The sequence below is a fragment of the Levilactobacillus tangyuanensis genome, from assembly GCF_003946545.1.
Taxonomy (GTDB): domain Bacteria; phylum Bacillota; class Bacilli; order Lactobacillales; family Lactobacillaceae; genus Levilactobacillus; species Levilactobacillus tangyuanensis.
Map to the genome: position 1 here is coordinate 213,193 of NZ_RHOA01000003.1, position 22,324 is coordinate 235,516.

At 49.9% G+C, this 22,324-nt stretch carries 23 protein-coding genes; 18 read left to right on the forward strand and 5 right to left on the reverse strand.

Annotated features, from left to right (window positions below):
- Positions 1-30: 30 nt before the first annotated feature.
- The 6 genes from EKM96_RS04225 (at position 31) to EKM96_RS04250 (ending at position 6,026) form a co-directional block, all read left to right on the forward strand.
- Positions 31-630, forward strand: a complete 600-nt coding sequence (locus EKM96_RS04225; protein WP_125640170.1) for a LysM peptidoglycan-binding domain-containing protein — start codon at positions 31-33, stop codon at positions 628-630.
- A gap of 30 nt (positions 631-660) precedes the next feature.
- The gene (gene cmk / locus EKM96_RS04230; RefSeq protein ID WP_125640173.1) at positions 661-1,341 is read left to right on the forward strand and encodes a (d)CMP kinase; all 681 of its coding nucleotides are present in this window, start codon (positions 661-663) and stop codon (positions 1,339-1,341) included.
- A 78-nt stretch (positions 1,342-1,419) separates the two neighbouring features.
- The gene (rpsA, locus tag EKM96_RS04235; RefSeq protein WP_125640176.1) at positions 1,420-2,733 is read left to right on the forward strand and encodes a 30S ribosomal protein S1; all 1,314 of its coding nucleotides are present in this window, start codon (positions 1,420-1,422) and stop codon (positions 2,731-2,733) included.
- 97 nt (positions 2,734-2,830) lie between these two features.
- Positions 2,831-4,138: a ribosome biogenesis GTPase Der gene (der, locus tag EKM96_RS04240; RefSeq protein ID WP_125640179.1), complete on the forward strand. Its 1,308-nt coding sequence runs from the start codon at positions 2,831-2,833 to the stop codon at positions 4,136-4,138.
- Between the two features lie 239 nt (positions 4,139-4,377).
- Positions 4,378-4,653 (forward strand): HU family DNA-binding protein, encoded by a 276-nt coding sequence (locus EKM96_RS04245; RefSeq protein ID WP_011667553.1) that lies wholly within the window; start codon positions 4,378-4,380, stop codon positions 4,651-4,653.
- 113 nt (positions 4,654-4,766) lie between these two features.
- Positions 4,767-6,026, forward strand: a complete 1,260-nt coding sequence (locus EKM96_RS04250) for a tetratricopeptide repeat protein (protein ID WP_125640182.1) — start codon at positions 4,767-4,769, stop codon at positions 6,024-6,026.
- Between the two features lie 119 nt (positions 6,027-6,145).
- On the opposite strand, the gene EKM96_RS04255 is transcribed toward EKM96_RS04250, so the two are convergent.
- Complete coding sequence (locus EKM96_RS04255) at positions 6,146-7,039, reverse strand: YitT family protein (RefSeq protein WP_225417590.1); 894 nt, start codon at positions 7,037-7,039, stop codon at positions 6,146-6,148.
- 172 nt (positions 7,040-7,211) lie between these two features.
- On the opposite strand from EKM96_RS04255, the gene EKM96_RS04260 reads away from it, so the two are divergent.
- The 4 genes from EKM96_RS04260 to EKM96_RS04275 are packed head-to-tail and all read left to right on the forward strand — an operon-like array spanning position 7,212 to position 11,801.
- Complete coding sequence (locus EKM96_RS04260; RefSeq protein WP_125640188.1) at positions 7,212-8,402, forward strand: CCA tRNA nucleotidyltransferase; 1,191 nt, start codon at positions 7,212-7,214, stop codon at positions 8,400-8,402.
- Between the two features lie 34 nt (positions 8,403-8,436).
- Complete coding sequence (locus EKM96_RS04265) at positions 8,437-10,332, forward strand: ABC-F family ATP-binding cassette domain-containing protein (protein WP_125640191.1); 1,896 nt, start codon at positions 8,437-8,439, stop codon at positions 10,330-10,332.
- 10 nt (positions 10,333-10,342) lie between these two features.
- Positions 10,343-11,293: a thymidylate synthase gene (locus EKM96_RS04270; protein WP_125640194.1), complete on the forward strand. Its 951-nt coding sequence runs from the start codon at positions 10,343-10,345 to the stop codon at positions 11,291-11,293.
- 16 nt (positions 11,294-11,309) lie between these two features.
- The gene (locus EKM96_RS04275; protein WP_125640197.1) at positions 11,310-11,801 is read left to right on the forward strand and encodes a dihydrofolate reductase; all 492 of its coding nucleotides are present in this window, start codon (positions 11,310-11,312) and stop codon (positions 11,799-11,801) included.
- Positions 11,802-11,841: 40 nt separating this feature from the next.
- Here the strand turns inward: EKM96_RS04275 and trhA are convergent, their stop codons facing one another.
- A complete protein-coding gene (gene trhA, locus EKM96_RS04280; RefSeq protein WP_125640200.1) occupies positions 11,842-12,483 on the reverse strand; it encodes a PAQR family membrane homeostasis protein TrhA in 642 nt (213 codons plus the stop codon).
- Positions 12,484-12,633: 150 nt separating this feature from the next.
- Here trhA and EKM96_RS04285 point away from each other — a divergent pair, with 150 nt between their 5' ends.
- The 8 genes from EKM96_RS04285 (at position 12,634) to topA (ending at position 20,418) form a co-directional block, all read left to right on the forward strand.
- Positions 12,634-13,485 carry a DegV family protein gene (locus tag EKM96_RS04285; protein ID WP_125640203.1) on the forward strand — a complete coding sequence of 284 codons (852 nt, stop codon included), beginning with the start codon at positions 12,634-12,636 and terminating at the stop codon, positions 13,483-13,485.
- Positions 13,486-13,552: 67 nt separating this feature from the next.
- Positions 13,553-14,470 (forward strand): GDSL-type esterase/lipase family protein, encoded by a 918-nt coding sequence (locus tag EKM96_RS04290; protein WP_125640206.1) that lies wholly within the window; start codon positions 13,553-13,555, stop codon positions 14,468-14,470.
- 15 nt (positions 14,471-14,485) lie between these two features.
- On the forward strand, positions 14,486-15,085 hold the full coding sequence (locus EKM96_RS04295) for a YpmS family protein (protein WP_125640209.1): 600 nt from the start codon (positions 14,486-14,488) through the stop codon (positions 15,083-15,085).
- Positions 15,086-15,096: 11 nt separating this feature from the next.
- Positions 15,097-15,318 carry a YozE family protein gene (locus tag EKM96_RS04300; protein ID WP_125640212.1) on the forward strand — a complete coding sequence of 74 codons (222 nt, stop codon included), beginning with the start codon at positions 15,097-15,099 and terminating at the stop codon, positions 15,316-15,318.
- 293 nt (positions 15,319-15,611) lie between these two features.
- Positions 15,612-16,475, forward strand: coding sequence for a ribosome biogenesis GTPase YlqF (gene ylqF, locus EKM96_RS04305; RefSeq protein WP_125640215.1), 864 nt, complete (start codon positions 15,612-15,614; stop codon positions 16,473-16,475).
- Entirely contained in the window at positions 16,468-17,253 is a 786-nt protein-coding gene (locus EKM96_RS04310) for a ribonuclease HII (RefSeq protein ID WP_125640218.1), read from the forward strand. The genes ylqF and EKM96_RS04310 overlap by 8 nt, the downstream gene beginning before the upstream one ends.
- 30 nt (positions 17,254-17,283) lie before the next feature.
- Positions 17,284-18,156: a DNA-processing protein DprA gene (gene dprA, locus EKM96_RS04315; RefSeq protein ID WP_125640221.1), complete on the forward strand. Its 873-nt coding sequence runs from the start codon at positions 17,284-17,286 to the stop codon at positions 18,154-18,156.
- Between the two features lie 150 nt (positions 18,157-18,306).
- Positions 18,307-20,418, forward strand: coding sequence for a type I DNA topoisomerase (gene topA / locus EKM96_RS04320; RefSeq protein WP_125640224.1), 2,112 nt, complete (start codon positions 18,307-18,309; stop codon positions 20,416-20,418).
- 100 nt (positions 20,419-20,518) lie between these two features.
- On the opposite strand, the gene EKM96_RS04325 is transcribed toward topA, so the two are convergent.
- The 3 genes from EKM96_RS04325 to EKM96_RS04335 form a co-directional block, all read right to left on the reverse strand.
- Positions 20,519-21,190: a chloramphenicol acetyltransferase gene (locus EKM96_RS04325; RefSeq protein ID WP_125640227.1), complete on the reverse strand. Its 672-nt coding sequence runs from the start codon at positions 21,188-21,190 to the stop codon at positions 20,519-20,521.
- Positions 21,191-21,201: 11 nt separating this feature from the next.
- The gene (locus tag EKM96_RS04330; protein WP_225417592.1) at positions 21,202-21,432 is read right to left on the reverse strand and encodes a GIY-YIG nuclease family protein; all 231 of its coding nucleotides are present in this window, start codon (positions 21,430-21,432) and stop codon (positions 21,202-21,204) included.
- Between the two features lie 105 nt (positions 21,433-21,537).
- Positions 21,538-22,290, reverse strand: a complete 753-nt coding sequence (locus EKM96_RS04335) for a DUF2087 domain-containing protein (protein WP_125640230.1) — start codon at positions 22,288-22,290, stop codon at positions 21,538-21,540.
- Positions 22,291-22,324 lie beyond the last annotated feature (34 nt).

Consider the following 22,324-nt stretch of genomic DNA (forward strand, 5'->3'; position numbering starts at 1 on the left):
CGGGTGAAAGTTTTTCAGGGAGGTTAGATGATGAGTCAAAAGCAGGACGATCAGAAGTCAAAAGCAAAGGATGCCCATCCGTGGGATCAGTCGTTTGCCGATGACCGCGATGATCAGGGGAACTTTTCCCGAACCAAGATGCGGCGACAGAACCATGGGAATACCATGGTGACGGTAATCCTGGTGGCCATTATTATTGTGATCGCAGCAGCTTCGCTGGTCTATGGATTAGCCCGGCAGAGTGCGGTCAATCGACCACAGAACACAGAGAAGGTTGCGGCCAGCTCTTCCAGTTCATCACACAAGAAGGCGAAGGCCTCGTCAAGCCACAAGAAGGCGACGAAGACCAGTTCGTCAGCAACGAGTACCACGAAAACCAGTTCATCCAAGACTGCTAGCTCAAAGACAGAGGCTAGCAGCTCTTCTGTTACCACCAACAGTGCTAGTCACGCAAGTAGTCATTCCCAGTCGAGCTCAGCCACGACGAAAAAATATGCCACGGTTGAATCTGGACAAGGGGTCTACCGGGTCGCGACTAATGCTGGGATTTCAGTCCAAAAACTATATGAACTTAATGGCATGTCTTCGGGGTCATCACTTTACCCAGGGCAACGTCTGCGAGTTCGGTAGACTAATAATTTTAGAGGGAGTCTGGATTTCATGGAGAAACAAGGATTACAAGTAGCCATTGATGGTCCTGCCTCGGCCGGTAAGAGTACGGTTGCTAAGATTGTCGCAACGCGTTTTCACTACATATATTGTGATACCGGGGCCATGTACCGTGCCATTACTTGGAAAGTTTTACAGGCAGGCGTTGCCTTAGATGATGAGGCCGCGGTTAAGCAATTGTTGGATTCAATTACCATTCGATTTGAGCCGGGCGAACCAACCCAAAAAGTTTTCGTTGACCAAACGGATGTCACGTTGGCGATTCGCCAACCGGACGTCACTAATTCCGTTTCTGCCGTCTCGGCCTTACCAGCCGTTCGGCAGGAGTTGACGGCGCGTCAACGGGATATTGCCGATGCTGGCAAGATCGTCATGGATGGTCGCGACATTGGGTCGACGGTTTTACCAGACGCCGAAGTCAAGATTTTCTTGGTTGCCAGCGTTGATGAACGGGCCCAACGGCGGCTGAAGGATAACGCGGCTAAGGGGATTGATACCCCACTGGCCACGTTGAAGCATGAGATTGAAGAACGGGACCGTAAGGACTCCACTCGAAAGGTCTCACCACTAACCCAGGCCGCCGATGCAATTCGGCTAGATACGACCTCAATGTCAATTAATCAGGTCGCCGATAAGATTGCAGAAATCATTAAAGAAAAAGAATCCCTATAATATGGGCTTTTTACTAGCTTTTAGAGAAACAATCGGCTAGAATAATATATAGAGTTGTCGCAAGGAGGAAAAATTCGCATGAGTGAAAATGGCACGAGTCAAAACAGTGAAAACAATGAATTATTAGATGCTTTAAACAGCATCGATAACGTTAAAGTCGGTGACGTTGTTAAGGGTGAAATCTTAACGATCGATGACGACCAACAAGCAATCGTCGGTATTGCTGATACTGGTATTGAAGGGGTTGTTCCAAAGAAGGAACTTTCCACTAAACCAGTTGACGATATTAACTCTGTAATTAAAGTCGGGGACGTTTTAGACCTCGTCGTTATTTCTCGGATCGGTACTGACAAGGAAGGCGGTAGCTACTTACTGTCTCAACGTCGTTTGGAAGCCCGTAAGGTTTGGGACGACATCCAAAAGGAATTTGAAGCTGGCCACACATTAACTGCGCCTGTTACCCAAGTTGTTAAGGGTGGTTTGGTTGTTGATGCTGGTGTCCGTGGGTTCGTTCCTGCATCCATGGTTTCCGACCACTTCGTTGAAGATCTCGCCCAGTTCAAGGGCCAGACGCTTGAATTCAAGATCGTCGAAATCGAACCTAGCGAAAACCGGTTGATCTTATCTCACCGGGCAATCGTTGAAAAGGAACGCGCTGCACAAAAAGAAGAAATCATGGCTAAGTTAACTGCCGGCGACGTTGTCGATGGTAAAGTTGCTCGTCTGACTAGCTTCGGTGCATTCGTTGACCTTGGCGGTGTTGATGGTTTGGTCCACGTTTCAGAAATCGCCTTCGAACGGGTTGAAAAGCCTAGCGATGTCTTGAAGGTTGGCCAAGACGTTAAGGTTAAGGTCTTATCAGTAGACCCAGACCGCGACCGGATTTCCCTTTCCATCAAGCAAACCTTACCAGAACCTTGGGACGGTATTGAAGACAAAGCCCCTCAAGGCAGTGTCTTAGATGGTACTGTTAAGCGTTTGACTAGCTTTGGGGCCTTCGTTGAAGTGTTCCCTGGCGTTGAAGGCTTGGTTCACATTTCCCAAATTTCTCACCAACACATCGCAACGCCTGCTGACGTTTTGAAGGTTGGTCAAGAAATCAAGGTTAAGGTCTTAGATGTTCGTCCAGACGATCACCGTTTGGCATTGTCCATCAAGGCTCTTGAAGAAAAGCCACAATCTGCTGATGAAGGTTCTGAAGACCGGAGCAGCAATAACAACAACCGTAGCCGGAGCAACAACAACGGTGGCAACAACAACCGTCGTCGTAGCAACCGGAACTCTGCTGAAACTTCAACGGCTAACGCCCCAGAAGAAAGCACTGGTTTCTCCTTAGGCGATCTGATTGGTGATAGCCTTAAGAAGGATATGGAAGATAACGAAAACAACTAATACGTTTGGTTGAGAATTGGGTCTAGAGCGGAACTTTGTTGGTTTCGTTCTGGACCCTTTTCATGTCAAACGAGAATGATTTAAAGGAGGGATTGTCGTGGCATTTCCAGTAGTTGCCATTGTTGGTCGGCCTAACGTAGGCAAATCAACGTTGTTCAACCGGATCGCCGGTGAACGGATCTCTATCGTAGAGGATACCCCCGGGGTTACGCGTGACCGGATTTATACCCGCGCGGAATGGTTGGGAACTGAGTTTCGGATGATTGATACCGGGGGAATTGACCTCGGTGATGAACCGTTCTTAACGCAGATTACCCAGCAAGCAGAAATTGCGATTGAAGAAGCGGATGTCATTGTCTTCATTGCCAGCGCACCAGAAGGCGTGACGGATGCTGATGAAAAAGTGGCCAAGATTTTATATCGGGCGGATAAGCCCGTTCTCTTGGCCGTTAACAAGGCCGATAATCCTGAGACACGGGAATCCATTTATGATTTCTACTCACTTGGATTTGGCGAACCGTACCCGGTTTCCGGGGCCCATGGTTTAGGGCTTGGGGACTTGTTAGATGCCGTTGTAAAGGAGTTCCCAGAAAAGGAAGCCGGTCCTAAGGATGATTCGATTCGTTTCAGCCTAATCGGTCGGCCTAACGTGGGGAAGTCATCGCTTGTTAACGCGATGTTGGGTGAAGATCGCGTGATCGTTTCCAACATTGCCGGGACGACCCGTGACGCGATTGACACCAAATTTACCGCGGATGACACGAAGTTTACGATGGTCGACACGGCCGGAATTCGTAAACGGGGGAAGGTCTACGAAAACACGGAGCGTTACAGTGTGATGCGGGCCATGCGGGCCATTGACGACTCCGACGTTGTCTTGATGGTATTGAATGCCGAAGAGGGCATCCGGGAACAAGATAAACGAGTCGCCGGTTACGCCCATGAGGCTGGTCGCGGGATTATCATCCTGGTTAACAAGTGGGATACCCTGAAAAAGGATAACCATACGTTAACTGACTTTCAAAACCTCATTCGCATTGAGTTCCAATACCTGAGCTATGCACCGATTGTCTTCGTTTCGGCGAAGACTGGTCAACGGTTGGACCAACTACCAGCGATGATCGAACGGGTGGCTAAGAACCATAACCAACGGGTACAATCAGCGACGCTGAACGATGTGATTATGGATGCCATCGCCCTGAACCCAACGCCTTCCGACAACGGTAAGCGGCTGCGGGTTTACTACGCGACTCAGGTGGCCGTGGCGCCACCAACCTTCGTGGTCTTCGTGAATGACCCGAAGATGATGCACTTCTCTTACGAGCGATTCTTGGAAAATCAGATCCGGGAACACTTCGATTTCGAAGGGACACCAATCCACCTGATCGAACGGGCACGAAAGTAGTCGAATCGGCGGCGGGAAGGGTTTTAACAGGATTTTAACGATTTTTCAGTAAAAATGAGAATTTTGAGCTGTTAATTAGTAAAAAATGCCGTTATCCCTTGTCATATAAGGCTTCCTGTGCTATCTTTGATAAAGAAATGATGCGGCTGACCGTATTTGTTTCATCATTTTTGGACCACTCAAAAATGACCACTAGATGTTCATTCATCTAAGCTTCTATTCAGGAGGTGAATTCACACATGGCAAACAAAGCACAATTGGTTAGCGATGTTGCAACTGCAACTGGCTTAACTAAAAAGGACGCAACGGCTGCTGTAGACGCAGTCTTCGATTCTGTCCAAGCAACGTTAGCAAAAGGCGAAAAGGTTCAATTGATCGGCTTTGGTAACTTTGAAGTTCGTGAACGTGCAGCTCGTAAGGGCCGTAACCCACAAACTGGACAAGAAATCCAAATTCCTGCAAGCAAGGTACCTGCATTCAAGCCAGGTAAAGCTTTAAAGGATGCTGTTAAGTAATTAAAATTAATTATTTAACCGTTGAAAGGCCAGTCCGGTCCTTACTGGGCTGGTTTTTTAATACGCTAAAATTAAATGATAAAAAGACATTTAAAAAGTAATGGAGGCGGGTCATGAGCTACGCACAATCAGCATTAGACCAATTGGAAAAAGGGCAACTCGAGGATTTTAAGAAGCAGTATGCCTTATCACTGCGACACGATGACGACGATACCCTGTTTAGTCTGGCAGAAGAGCTCTACTCCCTAGGCTTCTTGAACCAATCTCGGCGAATTTATGAAAAGTTGCTTACAAAGTATCCCGACGAAGACGAGCTGCGAACTAATTTGGCCGATATCGCCATCGATGAGGATAAAAACGACGAGGCCTTAGACTACCTGAATCAGGTTAAACCGGACTCCCCAGCGTACGTGGAATCCTTGCTGGTGGCGGCCGATCTATATCAGACCCAGGAACTATTCGAGGTTAGCGAACAGAAGCTGCTGACGGCCAAGGAATTGGCTCCAGATGAACCGGTGATTACCTTTGCTCTGGCGGAATTGTATTTCACGATGCGTGAGTTCCAGAAGGCCATTCCGCTGTATCTCGATCTGATTATGGCGGGAACGACGACGCTGTCGCAAGTGAATATCGTTGAACGACTTGGGGTGGCCTACGCCAACGCTGGGCGCTTCGAACAGGCGATCGGATACTTGAAACAGATTCATTCCGGTGAAATGACGCCGGACGTCAAATTTGAAACGGCCTTCACTTACCTGCAATTAAAGGACCGGGTGTCCGCCATCCGGCTGTTCGAGGAGTTAAAAGATACCGATTCTCATTACACGTCGTTATATCCTTATCTGGGCCAGGCCTTGGAGGAAGAGAACCGGCTTCCAGAGGCGTTGACGACGTTGCAGGAGGGCTTGGGTGTTGACCAGTATAACGAGAAGCTCTGGCTGCAGGCGGCTCATGTGGCCACTAAATTGGACGATGAGAAGCTGGCAGAGTCCTACCTGGAACACGGCCATGAGCTTGATGGGGACGACTTGAACGCCGTCATTCAACTAAGCAATCTCTATGTTAAGCAGGAACGGTGGGCGGACAACGCCACGCTGGTTCAGCCATACGTTAAGAATGACGATGCCGATCCGCAATTGTATTGGAATCTGGCCGTTACGGCGGAACACCAAGAAGATTTCGACTTAGCCCGCAAGTATTACGATGCTGCGCAACCATTCTTCATGGACCAGGCAGATTTCTTACAGTCGGCCATTTACTTCTATCGTGAGGAAGGGGCCACGGACCAGGTGGTCAAGCTTTTGCAGGCCTATTTGCAGGTCGTGCCAGATGATACCGAGATGGCGCTCATGCTGGAAGGCTATCAGGAATAAACGAGTGCTCAAGGTGACTTCTTAATTGGAGTTGCCTTTTTAGTTACGACACAAATATTACTTTAACTTATCCCCAATAAATAAAGCAACCGCAAAAACCGCGGTTGCCAGCCCAAAACTCAATGTCGGAAGCGACTGAACCAATTCTTTTGTGGTACTTCAAAACTAAAGCCTTCGCCTAAAGCTTCATTCACGTTTATCACGGAAACAAACGCGCGGGGATCGTTGCGCTGAATAATTTGTCGTAAGCGATGGAGCTCACTCGGAGCGACCACCACATAAATCATTTGCCGTTGCTGATGAGAGTAGCCACCTTCACCATGAATGAGACTCACACCACGCTGAAGTTCATCCATAATCTCATCCGTAATGGCCTGGTGTTGATCGGAAATCACGATGACCCCGCGAGCGGCATAGGCGCCTTCCTGGGTGAAGTTCACGATTCTGGCGAAGACGTAGGAGTAAATCAGGGTGTAGGCCATGTGTTGAATATCGATGTAAACCAAGGAGAACATCAGAACAATCACGTCTAACCATAATAGCGTTCGCCCCATGGGAACCCCGCGGAAACGCTCAAATATCCGGGCAATAATGTCGGTCCCGCCGGTCGTCCCACCATAGCGGTAAAGCAATCCGGAGCCAAAGCCGCCAATAATGCCGGCGCCTAAGGCCGACAAGAGCAAATCACCATGGAGCTCAATGTGGATGGGCACTCGTTGCCAGACCCACAGAAACAGGGACAACATGAACGTCCCATAAATAGTATAGATCAGGGATTGTCGCCCCAGATAACGCCAACCGATTAGAATCAGGGGAACGTTAATGATAATGGTCGAGTAGGCCGGATCGATATGAAAGAGTGCCCGAAAAATCAAGGTAATCCCGGAAACCCCGCCATCCGCCAAATGATTGGCAATGTTGAAAAATACCAGGCCAAAACCAAACATGGCACAACCAATGCCAATCATGATTAGGTCAATTAACCGAATTGATTCATCCTTACTCGTACTCATCCAATCTACTCCTCGCCGAAAACGTTTACTACCTTTTATCATAGCACAGGCCGTCTGAGAACGGGCAGAAACCCATGGAACCAATTCGGGGTTTCAATTCAATTCTGACAATGAATCTGTTAGACTGACATAGGGAACCACAACAGAAATTGCTGGTAGAAGGGTGAATAATTTGAAACTAGAACACTTACCACAAGAATTTGAACTGGCGCGACCAGTTCTACAAACCATTGAAGCTGCCGGCTACGAGGCGTACTTTGTCGGGGGAAGCGTTCGTGATACCATCCTGGGGAAATCCATTCATGACGTTGATATTGCCACTAGCGCCTACCCAGAAGAGGTCAAGCGGCTATTCAAGCGGACCGTTGACACGGGAATCGAACACGGGACGGTCATGATCCTGGACCACGGAACCGGCTATGAAACGACCACCTTCCGGTCAGAATCAACCTATACCGATTACCGGCGACCCGATCAGGTCACCTTTGTTCGGTCATTGGCTGAAGATCTCAAGCGACGGGATTTTACCATTAATGCCCTAGCAATGAAGGAAAATGGGGAAGTCATCGACCTGTTCGATGGCCTGGCCGATTTGGCCGCCAAGCAACTCCGTGCCGTGGGTGATCCGGAGCAGCGTTTCCATGAAGATGCGTTACGAATGATGCGGGCCGTGCGCTTTGCCAGTCAGCTCGACTTTACCATCGTTCCGGAAACTCTGGAGGCCATCGCCGATCATGCGTCGCTTCTCGAGAAGATTGCGGTGGAACGCACGCAGGTGGAATTGTTAAAACTCTTACAGGGACAGGCACCCAAGCGTGGCCTGGCGGCATTCATGACGACCGGTCTCTGGCAATACTGTCCAGAGTTTGTCGGTCACCGGGCCTCACTGAAGGACCTGAGTGAACGACTAGAGGCCGGCCTATCTTCCGAAACGGCGGCCTGGACCTTGCTGACCACCCAATTCAGCCTGGCAACGAGTCAAATCGGGACCTTCTTGAAGGCCTGGAAGACAGCCAACCAAATGATCACCGACGTTCAGGCAACCACCACGGCTGCCCGGTTACTTTTAGAACGTGATTTACTGGCCTGGGAAGTCTACCAGTGTGGCGCTGATCGTTTGGCCATTGCCAATGAGGTGGCCGTTATTTTAGGCGCCGCCGATCGGGAACCACTTTTAGCCACGCAATGGACAGAATTGCCCATCCATTCGAAGAAAGAATTAGCCGTCACCGGCCGTGATCTGATGCAGGCCGGCGTGCAGCCAGGACCACAACTGGGGGCAGACCTGAAAACTTTGGAACAGCAAGTGGTTCGTGGGGAATTGCCGAATGACGCCCCTACGCTAATTGCAGCAATTCAGTAATCTATAGATTGATAGAGAAGAAAGTGAAGAGATTATGCAGACATTAAGAGCAGAACATTTACATCGAACCTATGGGGAAAAGACCTTATTCGATGATCTTAACTTCATCATAAACGAGCACGATCGCATTGGCTTGATCGGGGTCAACGGTAGTGGGAAGACGTCCCTGCTTAACACCTTGGCAGGGATTGCGAACGAACCCGATGGGGAACTCGCCACGCCCAAGGACTATACCATTGGGTACCTCACGCAAAAACCAGATCTTGACGAGAATTTAACGGTGATGGATGCCGTTTTCTCTGGTGATCAACCGGTCTTCGTTACGATTCGACGGTACGAGGCCGCATTAGCCGCCTATGGTGCCCATCCTGAGGACGAGGCGGCTCAGAAACGCTATCTGGATGCCGAGGCCCAGATGAATGAAGAGGAAGCCTGGACGGCCGAGAGTGACGTTAAAACCATCCTGACTCAACTGAAAATTACCGATCTATCCCAGTCCATCAAAACCATGTCTGGAGGCCAAATCAAACGGGTGGGTCTCGCACAAGTCTTGATTCAGTCACCCGATCTCTTGTTATTAGATGAACCGACCAACCATTTGGACTTTGATTCAATTGCCTGGTTACAACAGTACTTGGCTTCTTATAAAGGGGCCTTACTCGTTGTGACCCATGACCGGTATTTCCTGGATCAAATTGCCAACCAAATTTGGGAACTTGATTTCGGGAAACTCTATCAATACCCAGGAAACTACCAGGCCTACGTTCAACAGAAGGCTGAACGCGTCAACCTCGAGGCCGAGGCCGAAAAGAAACAAAAGCGACTGTATCAGCAGGAACTGGCCTGGATGCGGGCCGGTGCTCAGGCCCGTTCCACCAAGCAACAGGCCCGGATCAACCGCTTCAATGATATTGAAAGCCAGCAGGGCACCCGTCAGGTAGAACATCATGTGGCGATTTCATTAGGCCAGCAACGCTTGGGTAAAAAGGTTATCGAACTGAAGGATGCCAATCTGTCATTGGGCGGTCACGTCATCTTGAAGGACTTCACGGACCTGATTCAGGGTGGCGAACGAATCGGTATCAGCGGCGAGAACGGGGCCGGTAAGTCCAGCCTGCTCAACGTGATTGCGAATCGGTTACCCTTGGATTCCGGTCTGGTATCAATTGGGGAGACCGTCAAGATGGCTTACTACACGCAACAGATCGAGCCGATCCCTGAAGATAAACGCATGATTAGTTATCTCTCGGAAGTTGGGCAACAGGTCACCGACAATCAGGGGAACTCCGTCAGTGTCACCGAACTGTTGGAACAGTTCCTGTTCCCACGGTTCATGCACGGCACGCTGATTCGAAAGCTCTCCGGTGGTGAAAAACGCCGGCTGTATCTGTTGAAGCTTCTGATGGAACAGCCCAATGTTTTACTCTTGGACGAACCCACCAATGACCTGGATATCAGCACGTTAACGGTGCTTGAAGACTATATTTCCCAATTTGCCGGGACCGTCATCACGGTCTCTCATGACCGGTACTTCCTGGACAAGGTTGCCGATCGCCTGTTGATCTTCGATGGCAACGGGAAAATTGACCGGTATTCCGGCCGCTTTAGTAGTTACCTGGCTGCCAGCCAAGCCGAAAGTAAGCAGGCCACAAAGTCCAAGCCAAAGGAAGCGGCAAAGCCCGCCGTCAACGAGGCGGATCAACCCAAGAAGAAGGTTAAGCTGACCTATGCTGAACAAAAGGAATGGGAAGGCATCGAGGGCGAAATTGACGGTCTCGAAGACCAAAAGTCCCAAGTACAAACGGCCATGAATGCTAACGGTGATGACTATGGTAAACTGGCTGAGCTGCAATCCCAGTTGGATGACTTAGATCATCAATTAGACGACAAGATGGCTCGTTGGGAATACCTGAGCGAATACGCAGAATAGGGGCGCAATCATGTTAGAAGAGGCCTATTTAAACCTGGCAAAAACGGTTTTAACCACTGGACACAAGAAGACCGATCGGACGGGCACTGGCACAATTAGCCTGTTTGGCTATCAGATGCGGTTCAACTTACAGGAGGGTTTTCCGCTCCTAACGACCAAAAAAGTTCCCTTTGGCTTAATTAAGTCGGAACTGCTCTGGTTCCTGCGGGGTGACACAAACATTCGCTTCTTGCTGCAGCACCATAATCACATCTGGGACGAGTGGGCCTTCCAACGCTACGTTGATAGTCCCGCCTACCATGGTCCCGACATGACCGACTTCGGTCGTCGTTCCTTAAGCGATCCAGCATTTAACACGCAGTACCAGGCGGAAAAAAAGGCGTTTTGCGACCGCATTCTTAACGATCAGGCATTCGGCGACCAATATGGAGATTTAGGCTTGGTCTACGGTAGTCAATGGCGAGCCTGGCAGGGACATAACGGGGAAACCATTGACCAACTGGCCAATGTCATCGAGACCTTGCGAACCCATCCCGACTCAAGACGAATGATCGTTTCGGCCTGGAATCCCGCAGACGTGCCATCCATGGCACTGCCCCCATGCCACACCTTGTTTCAATTCTACGTCAATGACGGTAAATTAAGCTGTCAGCTCTATCAACGTAGTGGTGACATCTTCCTTGGGGTGCCGTTTAACATTGCCAGCTACGCGCTGTTAACGTCCTTAATTGCCAAGGAAGTGGGCCTGGAGGTGGGCGACTTCGTCCATACACTCGGTGACGCCCACATCTATAGCAATCATATTGACCAAATTACCGAGCAGCTGACCCGGGCCCCTAAGGCCGCGCCACAGCTCTGGTTGAATCCAGACAAATCCAGTATTTTTGATTATGAAATGGCTGATATCAAACTCACTGGTTACGATCCGGCGCCGACCATTAAGGCGCCCGTAGCCGTATAGAAAGGGTGTTCACGCGATGTTAATTTTTCTTTGGGCGGAAGGTCACGATGGTGTAATTGGCCAGGACGGCCAATTACCTTGGCATTTACCCGCCGACATGCACTTCTTTAAGACGGTCACCACGGATAACACGGTCATTGCCGGCGCGAAAACATTCGAGTCGTTCAAACGGCCACTACCCAACCGAACTAATGTGGTCGTGACCCATCAGGCCGCGGACAAATTTCCGGCGGGGGTCATCGTTCTCCATAGTATCGAAGCTATCCGCGAGTATGCTCGGGAACGGCCAACTGAAAAATTATTCGTTGTCGGCGGCGCCCAAATATTTGCGGCCCTCCTCGATGATGTCGATTGGTTGTATCGAACCGTCATCGATGCCGACTTTGATGGCGATACCTGGATGCCAGCCATCGATTATGATCAATTCAATTTGGTCAAAAGCCGTCAAGGCGTCCGCGATACGGCTAACCCTTACAACTATGAATTTGAGCAATATCAACGACAATAAAAAAATGGATGTGGGGGTCAATTCCCACATCCATTTTAATTTAGGCGTATAACAAGATGCTGAAGTACATGAGGGCCGTGCCCAGCATGACGAACAGGTGCCAGATGACATGACCGAAGGGGATATTCTTAAAGCTATACAGAACGGCCCCGGCTGTAAAGGCGACGCCACCCAGGAATAACAGCAAGAAGCCAATGGAGCCTAAGCCGTGATATAGGGGCTGAATGCCCATGAGACACATCCAGCCCATCACCACGTAAATGACCGTTGAGAGTTTCTGGTATTGTCCCAGCCAGATGGCCTTGTAGATGATACCTAGGATGGCCATGGCCCAAATGATGCCGAACATGGTCCAACCCAGCTTACCACCAACCACAACCAGGCTGAATGGGGTATACGTCCCGGCGATCAGGAGATAGATAGCACAGTGATCAAATATTTGAAACACATGACTCGCACGGGTAAAGTACAGGCTATGAAATAGGGTTGAGGCTAAATAGAACAAGACGAGGATGATACCATAAATGGTAAAGGTGGTCATCCGTAAGGCCCCTCCGCGGGCGTGTGCCTGTAGGATCAAGATGACCAATCCAGCAATACTCAGGGCGGCACCGATTCCATGAGTGGCTGCATTTAAGATTTCATTAATGATTTGATAGGTGCGGCTCCGTGTATTTGGCAAACCATATCCTCCTTATGGGGTTGACGGGACAACCAGACCCGACAACTCCTACTTAAAAAATGTTATTAACTCTGCTATACTACTACTGTATGTTTCATTACGCATATTGTAGCATAAACCAAATTCTCTGGTTAGAAAGAGTGGGATCTCATGGCTAAAATTAAAATCGTTACGGATTCGTCTGCCGGACTTACCGATCAGCAAATCCAAGATTACGACATCACCATTATCCCGTTGACGGTCATGATTGATGACACGATTTACGTTGAACGGGAATCCATCACAAATAAAGAATTTATCGAGAAAATGAAAACGTCTAAGACGTTGCCAAAGACCAGCCAACCACCATTAGGTAAGTTTGTTGAAACCTTTGACAAGTTGGGAGCAGATGGCAGTTCCGTCATCTGCTTCACCATGTTGGCGGCAATTAGTGGGACCGTCCACACCGCCGAACAGGCTGCCCAATTAACGAAGACTGACGTGACCGTTGTCGACAGTCAATACACGGACCAGGCATTGGCCTTCCAAGTCGTTGAGGCAGCCAAATTGGCAGCAGCCGGTGCCGACACCCAAGCCATTCTGGATCGGGCCGTGGCTGTTCGTGATCACACTCATCTCTTCATGGGTGTTGTGACCCTAGAGAACATCCTCAAGGGTGGTCGGTTAAGCCGGGCCGCGGGTATGTTAACGTCATTATTAAATATTAAGGTTGTTCTTCAAGTAACCGGTGGTGAACTGAAGATCCGGGCCAAGGGTCGAGGCATGAAGACCATTGACCGGTACTTCGATAAGGTTTACGACCAAATGAAGCAGACACCAGACATCATGGCCATGGGCATTTCTCACGTGGAAGCCTTTGAGTCCGTTGAGAAGGTCACGGGACACTTACACGAGTTGTTCCCTAAGCAAGATGTTTTGGTCCGTGAAACGGTCCCAATTATCGCAACTCATGGTGGTATGGGCGCCTTTGCCTTAATGTATTACACCGACCCAACTAAATAGTCATTGTACTTTTGGAAGAAGGGGTGGCGACGTCACCGCTTTTTCTTTATCCTGAGGGGGATCTAACATGAAACTCAAAAATCTAAGCAAGGTGATTGGGGTTGCCTTACTGGTCGTCTTAATTGTCCTGGCCGTTGTGACGTACTGGCATCCTGGTGCCCGGACAACCGTCTCGAGTACGCCCAGCAACAAGCGTTCTGTGGTTCGCATTGTGGCCCTGGGTGACTCCCTGACCGAGGGCGTTGGCGATCAGCAGAAGCAAGGCGGCTATACCAGTCGACTAAAGACCATGATTCACGAGAAGGACCATGTTCGTGTTATTATGCACAACTATGGTAAGTCTGGGGACCGCAGTGATCAGATTGAGCAGCGACTGACCGATAGTCGTAAGATGCAGCGTCAGGTTAAGAAGGCCCAGGCGATCACCATGACCGTTGGTGGCAACGACCTGTTACAGACGCTAACTAAAAACGTCACCATCAATCAGCAGTCGAAGTTAAATCACCAACTGGACTCGGCAGAAACGACCTATCAGAAAAAATTGAAATCGTTGTTAACGCAAGTACGCAAGCTGAATCCGGATGCGCCAATCTATCTGTACACGATTTACAATCCCATCTACGTCTACTTTGCCAATCTTGACCAAATTACCAAGGCTGTTGATGACTGGAACGCTAAAACCACGGCGACGGCCACGACCTTTGATCACCTTTACATGGTGAACATCAGTCGGGCCATGTCGGTTGGTCAATTCAAGTCGGCAACCCAGCAGGCCAAGCTCAAGCGAGATGCTCAGAAGGCCAACGACGGTAAATTGTCGGCACAAAGCTTCCAGGCCCAGATTCTGGCGAGCGACAGTAGCGATGAACGCAATGATTATTTATCCAATGAAGACCATTTTCACCCGAATGCAAAAGGGTATCGACTGATGACCCGCTACGCTTATCAACAAATGCAGGCCCATCAGCAATGGTTATTGAAGTAAGGAGGAACCGAATCCATGCAACGACATGCCAAAACGAATACCCCACGAAATTGGTGGAAATGGGGCTTCATTGCCCTGGTGGCCATCATCCTGCTCACCGCAGTCACGATGAGTGTGAAGGTGTTCTCTGGTAGCCAAGAGGCGACCACGACCAAGCCCGTGAGTGGCGGCACCGACGTCAATGTCACGCTCAATAAAAAACAAGTGAATGCCTTGGCCGACTACTACGTCAATAAGTCCTTGAAGGGCCATCCATTAAAGTATCGTTTCCAAGTGACCGATCACGCCATGCTGACGGGATCAACCCAGGTTTTAGGGGCCAACGTCAACTTTGTCTTGCTCTTTAAACCAACCGTTCTGCCTTCGGGTGACGTGAAATTAAAGGCACAGAAGCTCTCGATTGGATCCTTACCGGTCCCAGTCAGCTTTGTTATGAGCTACATCGATAAGAATTATCCCCTGCCAAAGTGGGTCGCTATGAACGTGAAGGATGAAACCATGACCCTGCACTTGACGGCCATCGGCCACGGTAAGAAACTATCGTATGCGGCGAAGAAAATCGATCTAAACGGTGCCGGAAAGTTTGTCTTCCAGGCACGAATTCCCAAAAACTAAGGAGGATTTAGATGCCTAAGTCATTTTACCAATATCTCATGACCCAGCGTAATCCCGAGAGTTATGATCCGGTCGCGACTTTTGCCAACAATGCCTTCTATGACAGTTCCTTTCCCAAGCAAGAAACGGATTTTGCTGAAATTTCAAAATATTTAGAGGAAAATGCCGGCTACTTGCCATCGATGACCATCTTCGACGATGCTTGGCAACTCTATTTAGCAGCACTGGCCTAGGATGACTGGCTAGTCTGACCAAGGAAGCCCACTCGAAGAAGTGAGCTTTTTTAGGTCGGGTGACCGTTGCCGACTGACTAAGTTTTTAATGAGCGAAGGCCGGCTAACATCTAATTTGCTGGTAAAACATGGTAGAATAGATGTACTTGAAATTCTGGGTAGGCTCCATGCGTCGTCACCCATCGACCACTACCCAGACATTTAACGATTAAGTAGCGGTAGCGTCTTCACAAGACCGTCGCCCAACACAAAATTTATTATCACGCGATTGTATGAATAGAGGAGACTAACTTATGAGTAACATTCAATGGTTCCCTGGCCATATGGCCAAGGCCATTCGACAGATGGAAGAAAATATTCATCTGGTCGATATTGTATTTGAATTAGTAGATGCCCGCATTCCCGGTGCATCCAGAAATCCCGAAATTGCCCGAATTGCTAAGGACAAGCCCCATTTAATTATTTTGACCAAGATGGATCTGGCCGATCCCCAGCAAACCGCTGCCTGGATTCGCTACTATCGCGCACAGGGCAAGGGGGCCATTGCTATCGATTCCCGAGCCAATGTGACGCCTAAACAAATCACCAAACTGGCGCTAAGCTTGTTGGCAGACAAGTTGGCTGCGGAACAGGCTAAGGGCCTGAAGGAGCGGCCAGTGCGGGCCATGACCGTCGGCGTTCCGAATGTCGGCAAGTCAACCTTGCTTAACCACTTGGTTAACCGCAAGGCGGCACAAGTCGGCAATACGCCAGGGGTAACCAAGGGACAACAGTGGCTACGCTCAAGTAAGCAACTTGAATTATTGGACACCCCAGGGATTCTCTGGCCAAAGTTTAAGGACCAGGAAACAGCCCTTAAGCTAGCATTGACCGGGGCCATCAAGGAAAAGTTGTACGCCAAGGATGACGTGGCCCTCTATGCGTTGAGTTTCTTCCGTCAATACCACGAACCGGCCTTGCAGGACCGGTACCATCTGACGGCGGACGACATGAGTCTGAGCGACGTTGATCTCCTACTGAAGATCACTAGTAAGATCGGTATGCGTGACGACTATGAACGCGGTAGCGAACGGTTGATTCAAGATGCCCGCCGTAAGAAGCTGGGCGGCTTTACCCTTGATCGGGCACCCCAAGGTGAGGCGACGACCAGTGACTAAGCAACCCAGTCTTAGTCAATTAAAGCAGGATCTAAACGACGTGGTTAGCCTCGATGATGAGCGTTTGGCCACGCTTCGTTTGGATTCTCGCAAGGGCGCCCAACAACTACTCGGCCAAATTGAACGACGCATTGAAAAGGGCCGTCTCGCCGAGGCTGCTTTTCAGAATCGACTCAAATATGAGCGGGATTTTTGGGCGCAGGGCGACCAGGTCGCGGGGATCGATGAGGTTGGGCGCGGTCCGCTGGCGGGGCCCGTGGTGACCAGTGCCGTCATTTTGCCACATGACTTTGATATCCCATTGGTAAACGACTCAAAACAACTGACCGCCAAGGAACGGGAACGATTATATCCGTTAATCCTGGATCAGGCAGTTGCCGTTAGTATTGGGATTGGCAGTCCCAAGCTGATCGATCATATTAACATTTATCAAGCTACCCGGGTGGCCATGCGGCGGGCCGTCATGGGACTAGGGGTCGTTCCCCAACAGTTAATCGTCGATGCCATGCAGATCCCGGTTCAGGTCCCGCAAACCCGTTTAATTAAGGGTGATGCCAAGAGTGCTAGCGTGGCCGCGGCCAGCATCGTTGCTAAGGTCTATCGTGACCATCTGATGGCCACCTATGACGTTTTGTATCCTGGCTATGGCTTTGCTAATAACGCCGGTTATGGCACTAAGGAGCACCTGACAGGGTTAGCCGATCGCGGGGTCACCCCCATCCATCGAACGACTTTTTCACCGGTTCAAAAAATAATTAACCAAGCATCACGGAGTTAATCCTCAAAAGAGGAAAGGGCGGTTGCCACCATGCAACTGACACTTCGTGATTTTTTCATGCGGTTACCACTGATTACGGGCATTGGTCAGAAGGCCTGCCGGGCTTGTTGGATCTGGACCAAACATCATCCCCAAGCAACGTTCACCCCAGAATTGGTCGATCAACTCTGTACGGAAATCCCCATGACCATTAGTCAGGCCACGGCAATGCACCAGCAGTTATTTTCAACAGAGCTTACCCGACAGGTTCGCGCAAATCTAACCTTCGGTGGGTGTCTAACCATTGTCGATCAGGCCTATCCGGCCCAGCTCCGTGAGATATATGCACCGCCAGTCGCCTTATATTTTCGGGGTGATGTCCGCTTGTTACAGGCTACCCAATTAGCGGTAGTTGGCTCGCGACAGCCGACGCCATATGCCGTTCAAGCGATGCGCCGCCTATTACCGGCAGTCGTCGATCACCAGATCTGTATTGTTTCGGGCCTTGCCCAGGGGGTCGACACCCTAGGGCATCAGGTCGCCTTGGCCCACCATGGCCATACCGTAGCCGTGATTGGAACCGGGCTCGACCGCTGTTATCCGGCCTGCAACCGCGAGCTAATGACGACCCTGATGCGAGAACAACTCGTCCTCTCGGAATATCCGCTGGGGACGCCGGGGGCCCGCCACCATTTTCCGGAACGGAATCGGCTGATCGCCGGTCTAGCACGGACCATCCTAGTCATCGAGGCTGCCCATCATTCTGGCAGCCTAATCACGGCAAACATTGGCCTGCAAGAAAACCGCAATATTCTGGCGGTACCGGGTCCAATCACCCAAAAGAATTCGGTTGGAACGAATGAATTAATTCTGGCGGGCGCAAAGCCAGTTCTTAATTCCGGCCATATAATAGAAGAATTTTAGTTGACAACCCACCCTCTGTTGAAATATCATGTGTGGGATTAAACGTGAAAAATTTCGCGAACTTAAAATTCCGCAAAATAATCAATTATGGGGACACGAAACCCAAGCCTTACAGGGTTCTTCGTTGTTCATTCGAGGGAGTAATGTGCATTGCCTACCAAGACAAAAACTAAATCCAGCACCAAAAAGCGGCGGGCGCCGCAAAAAAAATTAGTCATCGTTGAATCGCCCGCAAAAGCCAAAACCATTGAGAAATATCTAGGACGGACCTACAAGGTTGTCCCTAGTCTAGGCCACGTGCGTGACTTACCTAAGAGTTCGATGGGGGTCGACGTCGATAACGACTACGATCCACATTACATCTCGATTCGTGGTAAGGGTGACGTCATCAAGGGCCTGCGTTCCGAGGCCAAAAAGGCCAAGGCCGTCTACCTCGCATCTGACCCTGACCGTGAAGGGGAATCCATTGCCTGGCATTTGGCCCATGTGCTTAACCTTGACGTCACGGCCAAGAACCGAGTGACCTTTAACGAAATCACAAAGGATGCCGTTAAAGAGGCCTTCAAGACCCCGCGCTCAATCGACATGGATCTGGTCGATGCCCAACAGGCCCGTCGGATCTTGGACCGGTTGGTGGGCTATTCCATTTCACCACTGTTATGGAAAAAAGTTAAAAAGGGCCTGAGTGCCGGACGGGTCCAATCCATCGCCTTATCGCTGATCATCGAACGCGAAAAGGAAATCAAGGCGTTCCAACCCGAAGAATATTGGACGATCGATACGGAATTCAAGAAGGGCCGTTCAACCTTTAATGCCAGCTTCTATGGCTTAAATGGCAAGAAGGCCGGCTTGAAAGACAATGACGCCGTTCAAGATGTGCTAAACAAACTCGACCGCAAGGGTAATTTTGATATTACCAACGTTGTCCGGAAGGAACGGAAGCGTTCCCCACAACTACCATTTACGACGAGTTCCATGCAACAAGATGCCAACCGGAAGTTAAACTTCCGGACCCGAAAGACCATGATGGCCGCTCAACAGCTCTACGAAGGGATTAACCTGGGTAAAGAAGGGACGCAAGGGCTTATCACCTATATGCGGACCGACTCCACGCGGATTTCCAGCATTGCTAAACATGAGGCCTCAACCTTCATTCACGAGAAGTATGGGGCGGAATTTGCCGCTACCAAGCCAATCAAGGGGAAATTACCTGAAGGGGCCCAAGACGCCCATGAAGCGATTCGGCCAACGTCCGTCTTCCGGACACCCGCTAGCCTTAAGGACAAGCTGACGCGTGACCAATTCCGGCTTTACCAATTAATCTGGAACCGGTTCGTCGCCAGTCAAATGACCAACGCGATCATGGATACCATGGCCGTCACCATTGAACAAAATGGGGTCACTTTCCGGGCCAACGGATCTAAGATGAAGTTCGAAGGGTTCCTGAAGATTTACAAGGATGGTAAGGAAAAAGATAACCTGTTACCCGATCTTGAGATCGGTGACCAAGTCAAGTTAGCCAAGACCGATCCGGCCCAACACTTTACTCAGCCGCCTGCACGCTATTCCGAAGCCAACCTAATCAAGGCCTTGGAAGAAAACGGTGTGGGTCGACCATCAACCTATGCGCCAACGTTGGACACCATCCAACGGCGGTACTACGTGAAGTTGGTTGGCCGTCGCTTTGAACCCACTGAGCTGGGAGAAATCGTCGATCAAATTATCAACGATTACTTCCCGGACGTGGTCAACGTTGACTTCACGGCCGACCTTGAACATGAATTAGATGGGATTGAAGAAGGTCATCAGGACTGGGTTAAGGTCATTGATAACTTCTACAAGCCATTCTCAACGGAAGTGGCCCACGCCGAAGACGCCATCGAAAAGGTGCAGATCCGTGATGAACCTGCCGGCTTCGACTGTGACATCTGTGGCGCGCCAATGGTTATCAAGATGGGGCGTTACGGTAAGTTCTACGCCTGCTCACGCTTCCCAGATTGCCGCAATACCAAGGCTATCGTTAAGGAAATCGGTGTCACTTGTCCGGTTTGTCATAAAGGCCAAGTCATCGAACGGAAGTCCAAGAAGAACCGGATCTTCTACGGCTGTTCCCGTTATCCAGACTGTGACTTCGTCTCATGGGACAAGCCAGTCGGTCGTGATTGTCCTAAGGACGGTCACTACCTGGTTGCCAAGAAAATTCGTGGTGGGAGTCAAATCGTTTGTCCTAACGGCGATTACGAAGAAGCCCCCCAAAAATAAATGGTTCGTCAACGTTGCCGCCCTCGAAAGAGAACGGCAACGTTTTTTGATCCATCGTCCCACAAAAAAAGCCGACCAAGTTATGGTCGGCATGACGAACTTAGGCTAAATAAGTTTCCGGGTGATCAAAGACCGTTTGCAGGCGTTCAAAGAATTGGCTCACGTGATAACCGTCGGCAACCGCGTGGTGAATGGTCACGGACACAGGCATTTGCCAGCCATGCTGACCGTCTTCAACGAATTTACCGGCCTGGATCACCGGGAAGAAGGTGTTCAGTGGCCCAAATGGTAACGGCGTATACGAGGTAAAATGCGTCCAGGGCAGACTACCAATCATATAGGTGTTAGCACTCCGAGGGGCCTTCGGCATCGGGGTATGTTGGTCGCCATACGTTTCCTGGTCGGCCAAATAATTCGCATAAAACTGTTCAAACTGGGCATCATAGGCGGTCCAGAGGCTTGAGATGCTGTGGTCATCCCCATGAAAAATCGTGTAGCTAGGGTGTAAGACGTCGAAGTGAACCAGTTCGCCCGCCTCGTTGCGACCTACTCGTAATTCGGGAATTTCCGCGATGACCCGTGACGCGAGATAGAGGTAGGCCGGATTAAATTTTAATTGACGAGCGGCCAGCCAGTGCTTGGTGGCCGTCACATCAATCTCAACGTTAATCGTAAAACCGGTAGGCATCATCTTGGTAAAGTAATAAAAACTCTCACGCCGTGACCAAGTTGCTTGATCGATCGGGTGACTCGTCGTATTTAATTCTGTCATGTTCAGTCTCCTTATGAGGGGTGATTATAGCTGGGTTGCTTCAAGGTTAACCACTTGGCCTTAACGTCTTTCATCGCCTGACGCAGGTTGAGGACCTCACTGGTGTCTTGTTCCCACAAGACCTGATAACTAAATGCCGCGGCGCCAAGTTCGTCCCAGTCCCGTTGTAGATCGGTGTCATGGTAAAAATGCCCGTTCAAATTGGTTTGGTAATAACCCCAACGATTGTGAATGTTGGACACAACATCGATAAACGTCTAACCATTTTTGGTATTCTTAATTTCGATAACGCCATAGAAGGTTGGCGTGGCCTTGTATTGTTGAAGCAATTCTTTTCGATTCATAATTTACTCCTTGTAATCTGGGTTCCGCCAATAGTCACTGCCATCGGCCTTTCGTTGCAGAAAGTCATAGTCAATCAAATAACGCCGTAACATCGGATAGTCCGCGTAGACTGGCTTGAGCACGGCCGTTAAGTCTCGTTCCGTGTAGTGCCGGTCAACGGGGATAAGGCTCATCACTTGCTTCAGAACCGCCAAAATAGCCTTCTGTGATTTAGGCCACCGCTTTAACCGCAGCGGGTCGGTCGAGATAAAGTATTTCTGGACAATTGTCTGAAACTCAGTCGTGGTGATAGCGAAACGATCATCAACCGGTCCGGTCTGCTCGGGCAAATCAACCAGGGCATCCGGTACGGGTGTTTGGTTAAACACGCGTTCATAGATCGCCAGGTACAGCTTGGCCTGCTTGGCCTTCTCGCGAAAGGTGAATTTTTGATGACGCACGGTTGCGGCAGCGACGCCAGTTTCCCCAGCAATGGTGGCGTCCTTTTCCCCACGAGCAAAGGCCATGAGGAGCGAGCGTTGTTTAGTCGTCAGGGTATTATACTTGCTGTCGGTTTGAATCAGGTCATTGATGGCATCCGGGTGGGCCTGGGCAACGTGTTGCCGAATCATTTCAGCGGCCGGATAGAACTTTCCTTCAACAGGAAAGACCTCATCCTTGGCAAATACCGTGTCACAGTAATGGCAAACATAATCGGTGTCGGTCTGGTGCCAGCCTTGTTCAATTTCGGTTAAGGAACGTTCTAATGAGGACATGTTTATCCCTCCAATGAAATTATTCTACAAACGT

Bases quoted from the DNA above. Each gene is read 5' to 3' on its own strand.
- EKM96_RS04225 (WP_125640170.1), top strand. From the start codon at position 31: ATGAGTCAAAAGCAGGACGATCAGAAGTCAAAAGCAAAGGATGCCCAT.
- EKM96_RS04290 (WP_125640206.1), top strand. From the start codon at position 13,553: ATGAAACTCAAAAATCTAAGCAAGGTGATTGGGGTTGCCTTACTGGTC.
- EKM96_RS04335 (WP_125640230.1), bottom strand. From the start codon at position 22,290: ATGTCCTCATTAGAACGTTCCTTAACCGAAATTGAACAAGGCTGGCAC.
- EKM96_RS04265 (WP_125640191.1), top strand. From the start codon at position 8,437: ATGCAGACATTAAGAGCAGAACATTTACATCGAACCTATGGGGAAAAG.
- EKM96_RS04245 (WP_011667553.1), top strand. From the start codon at position 4,378: ATGGCAAACAAAGCACAATTGGTTAGCGATGTTGCAACTGCAACTGGC.
- EKM96_RS04250 (WP_125640182.1), top strand. From the start codon at position 4,767: ATGAGCTACGCACAATCAGCATTAGACCAATTGGAAAAAGGGCAACTC.
- rpsA (WP_125640176.1), top strand. From the start codon at position 1,420: ATGAGTGAAAATGGCACGAGTCAAAACAGTGAAAACAATGAATTATTA.
- EKM96_RS04295 (WP_125640209.1), top strand. From the start codon at position 14,486: ATGCAACGACATGCCAAAACGAATACCCCACGAAATTGGTGGAAATGG.
- EKM96_RS04325 (WP_125640227.1), bottom strand. From the start codon at position 21,190: ATGACAGAATTAAATACGACGAGTCACCCGATCGATCAAGCAACTTGG.
- EKM96_RS04275 (WP_125640197.1), top strand. From the start codon at position 11,310: ATGTTAATTTTTCTTTGGGCGGAAGGTCACGATGGTGTAATTGGCCAG.
- dprA (WP_125640221.1), top strand. From the start codon at position 17,284: ATGCAACTGACACTTCGTGATTTTTTCATGCGGTTACCACTGATTACG.
- EKM96_RS04270 (WP_125640194.1), top strand. From the start codon at position 10,343: ATGTTAGAAGAGGCCTATTTAAACCTGGCAAAAACGGTTTTAACCACT.
- EKM96_RS04300 (WP_125640212.1), top strand. From the start codon at position 15,097: ATGCCTAAGTCATTTTACCAATATCTCATGACCCAGCGTAATCCCGAG.
- ylqF (WP_125640215.1), top strand. From the start codon at position 15,612: ATGAGTAACATTCAATGGTTCCCTGGCCATATGGCCAAGGCCATTCGA.
- EKM96_RS04285 (WP_125640203.1), top strand. From the start codon at position 12,634: ATGGCTAAAATTAAAATCGTTACGGATTCGTCTGCCGGACTTACCGAT.
- cmk (WP_125640173.1), top strand. From the start codon at position 661: ATGGAGAAACAAGGATTACAAGTAGCCATTGATGGTCCTGCCTCGGCC.
- EKM96_RS04255 (WP_225417590.1), bottom strand. From the start codon at position 7,039: ATGAGTACGAGTAAGGATGAATCAATTCGGTTAATTGACCTAATCATG.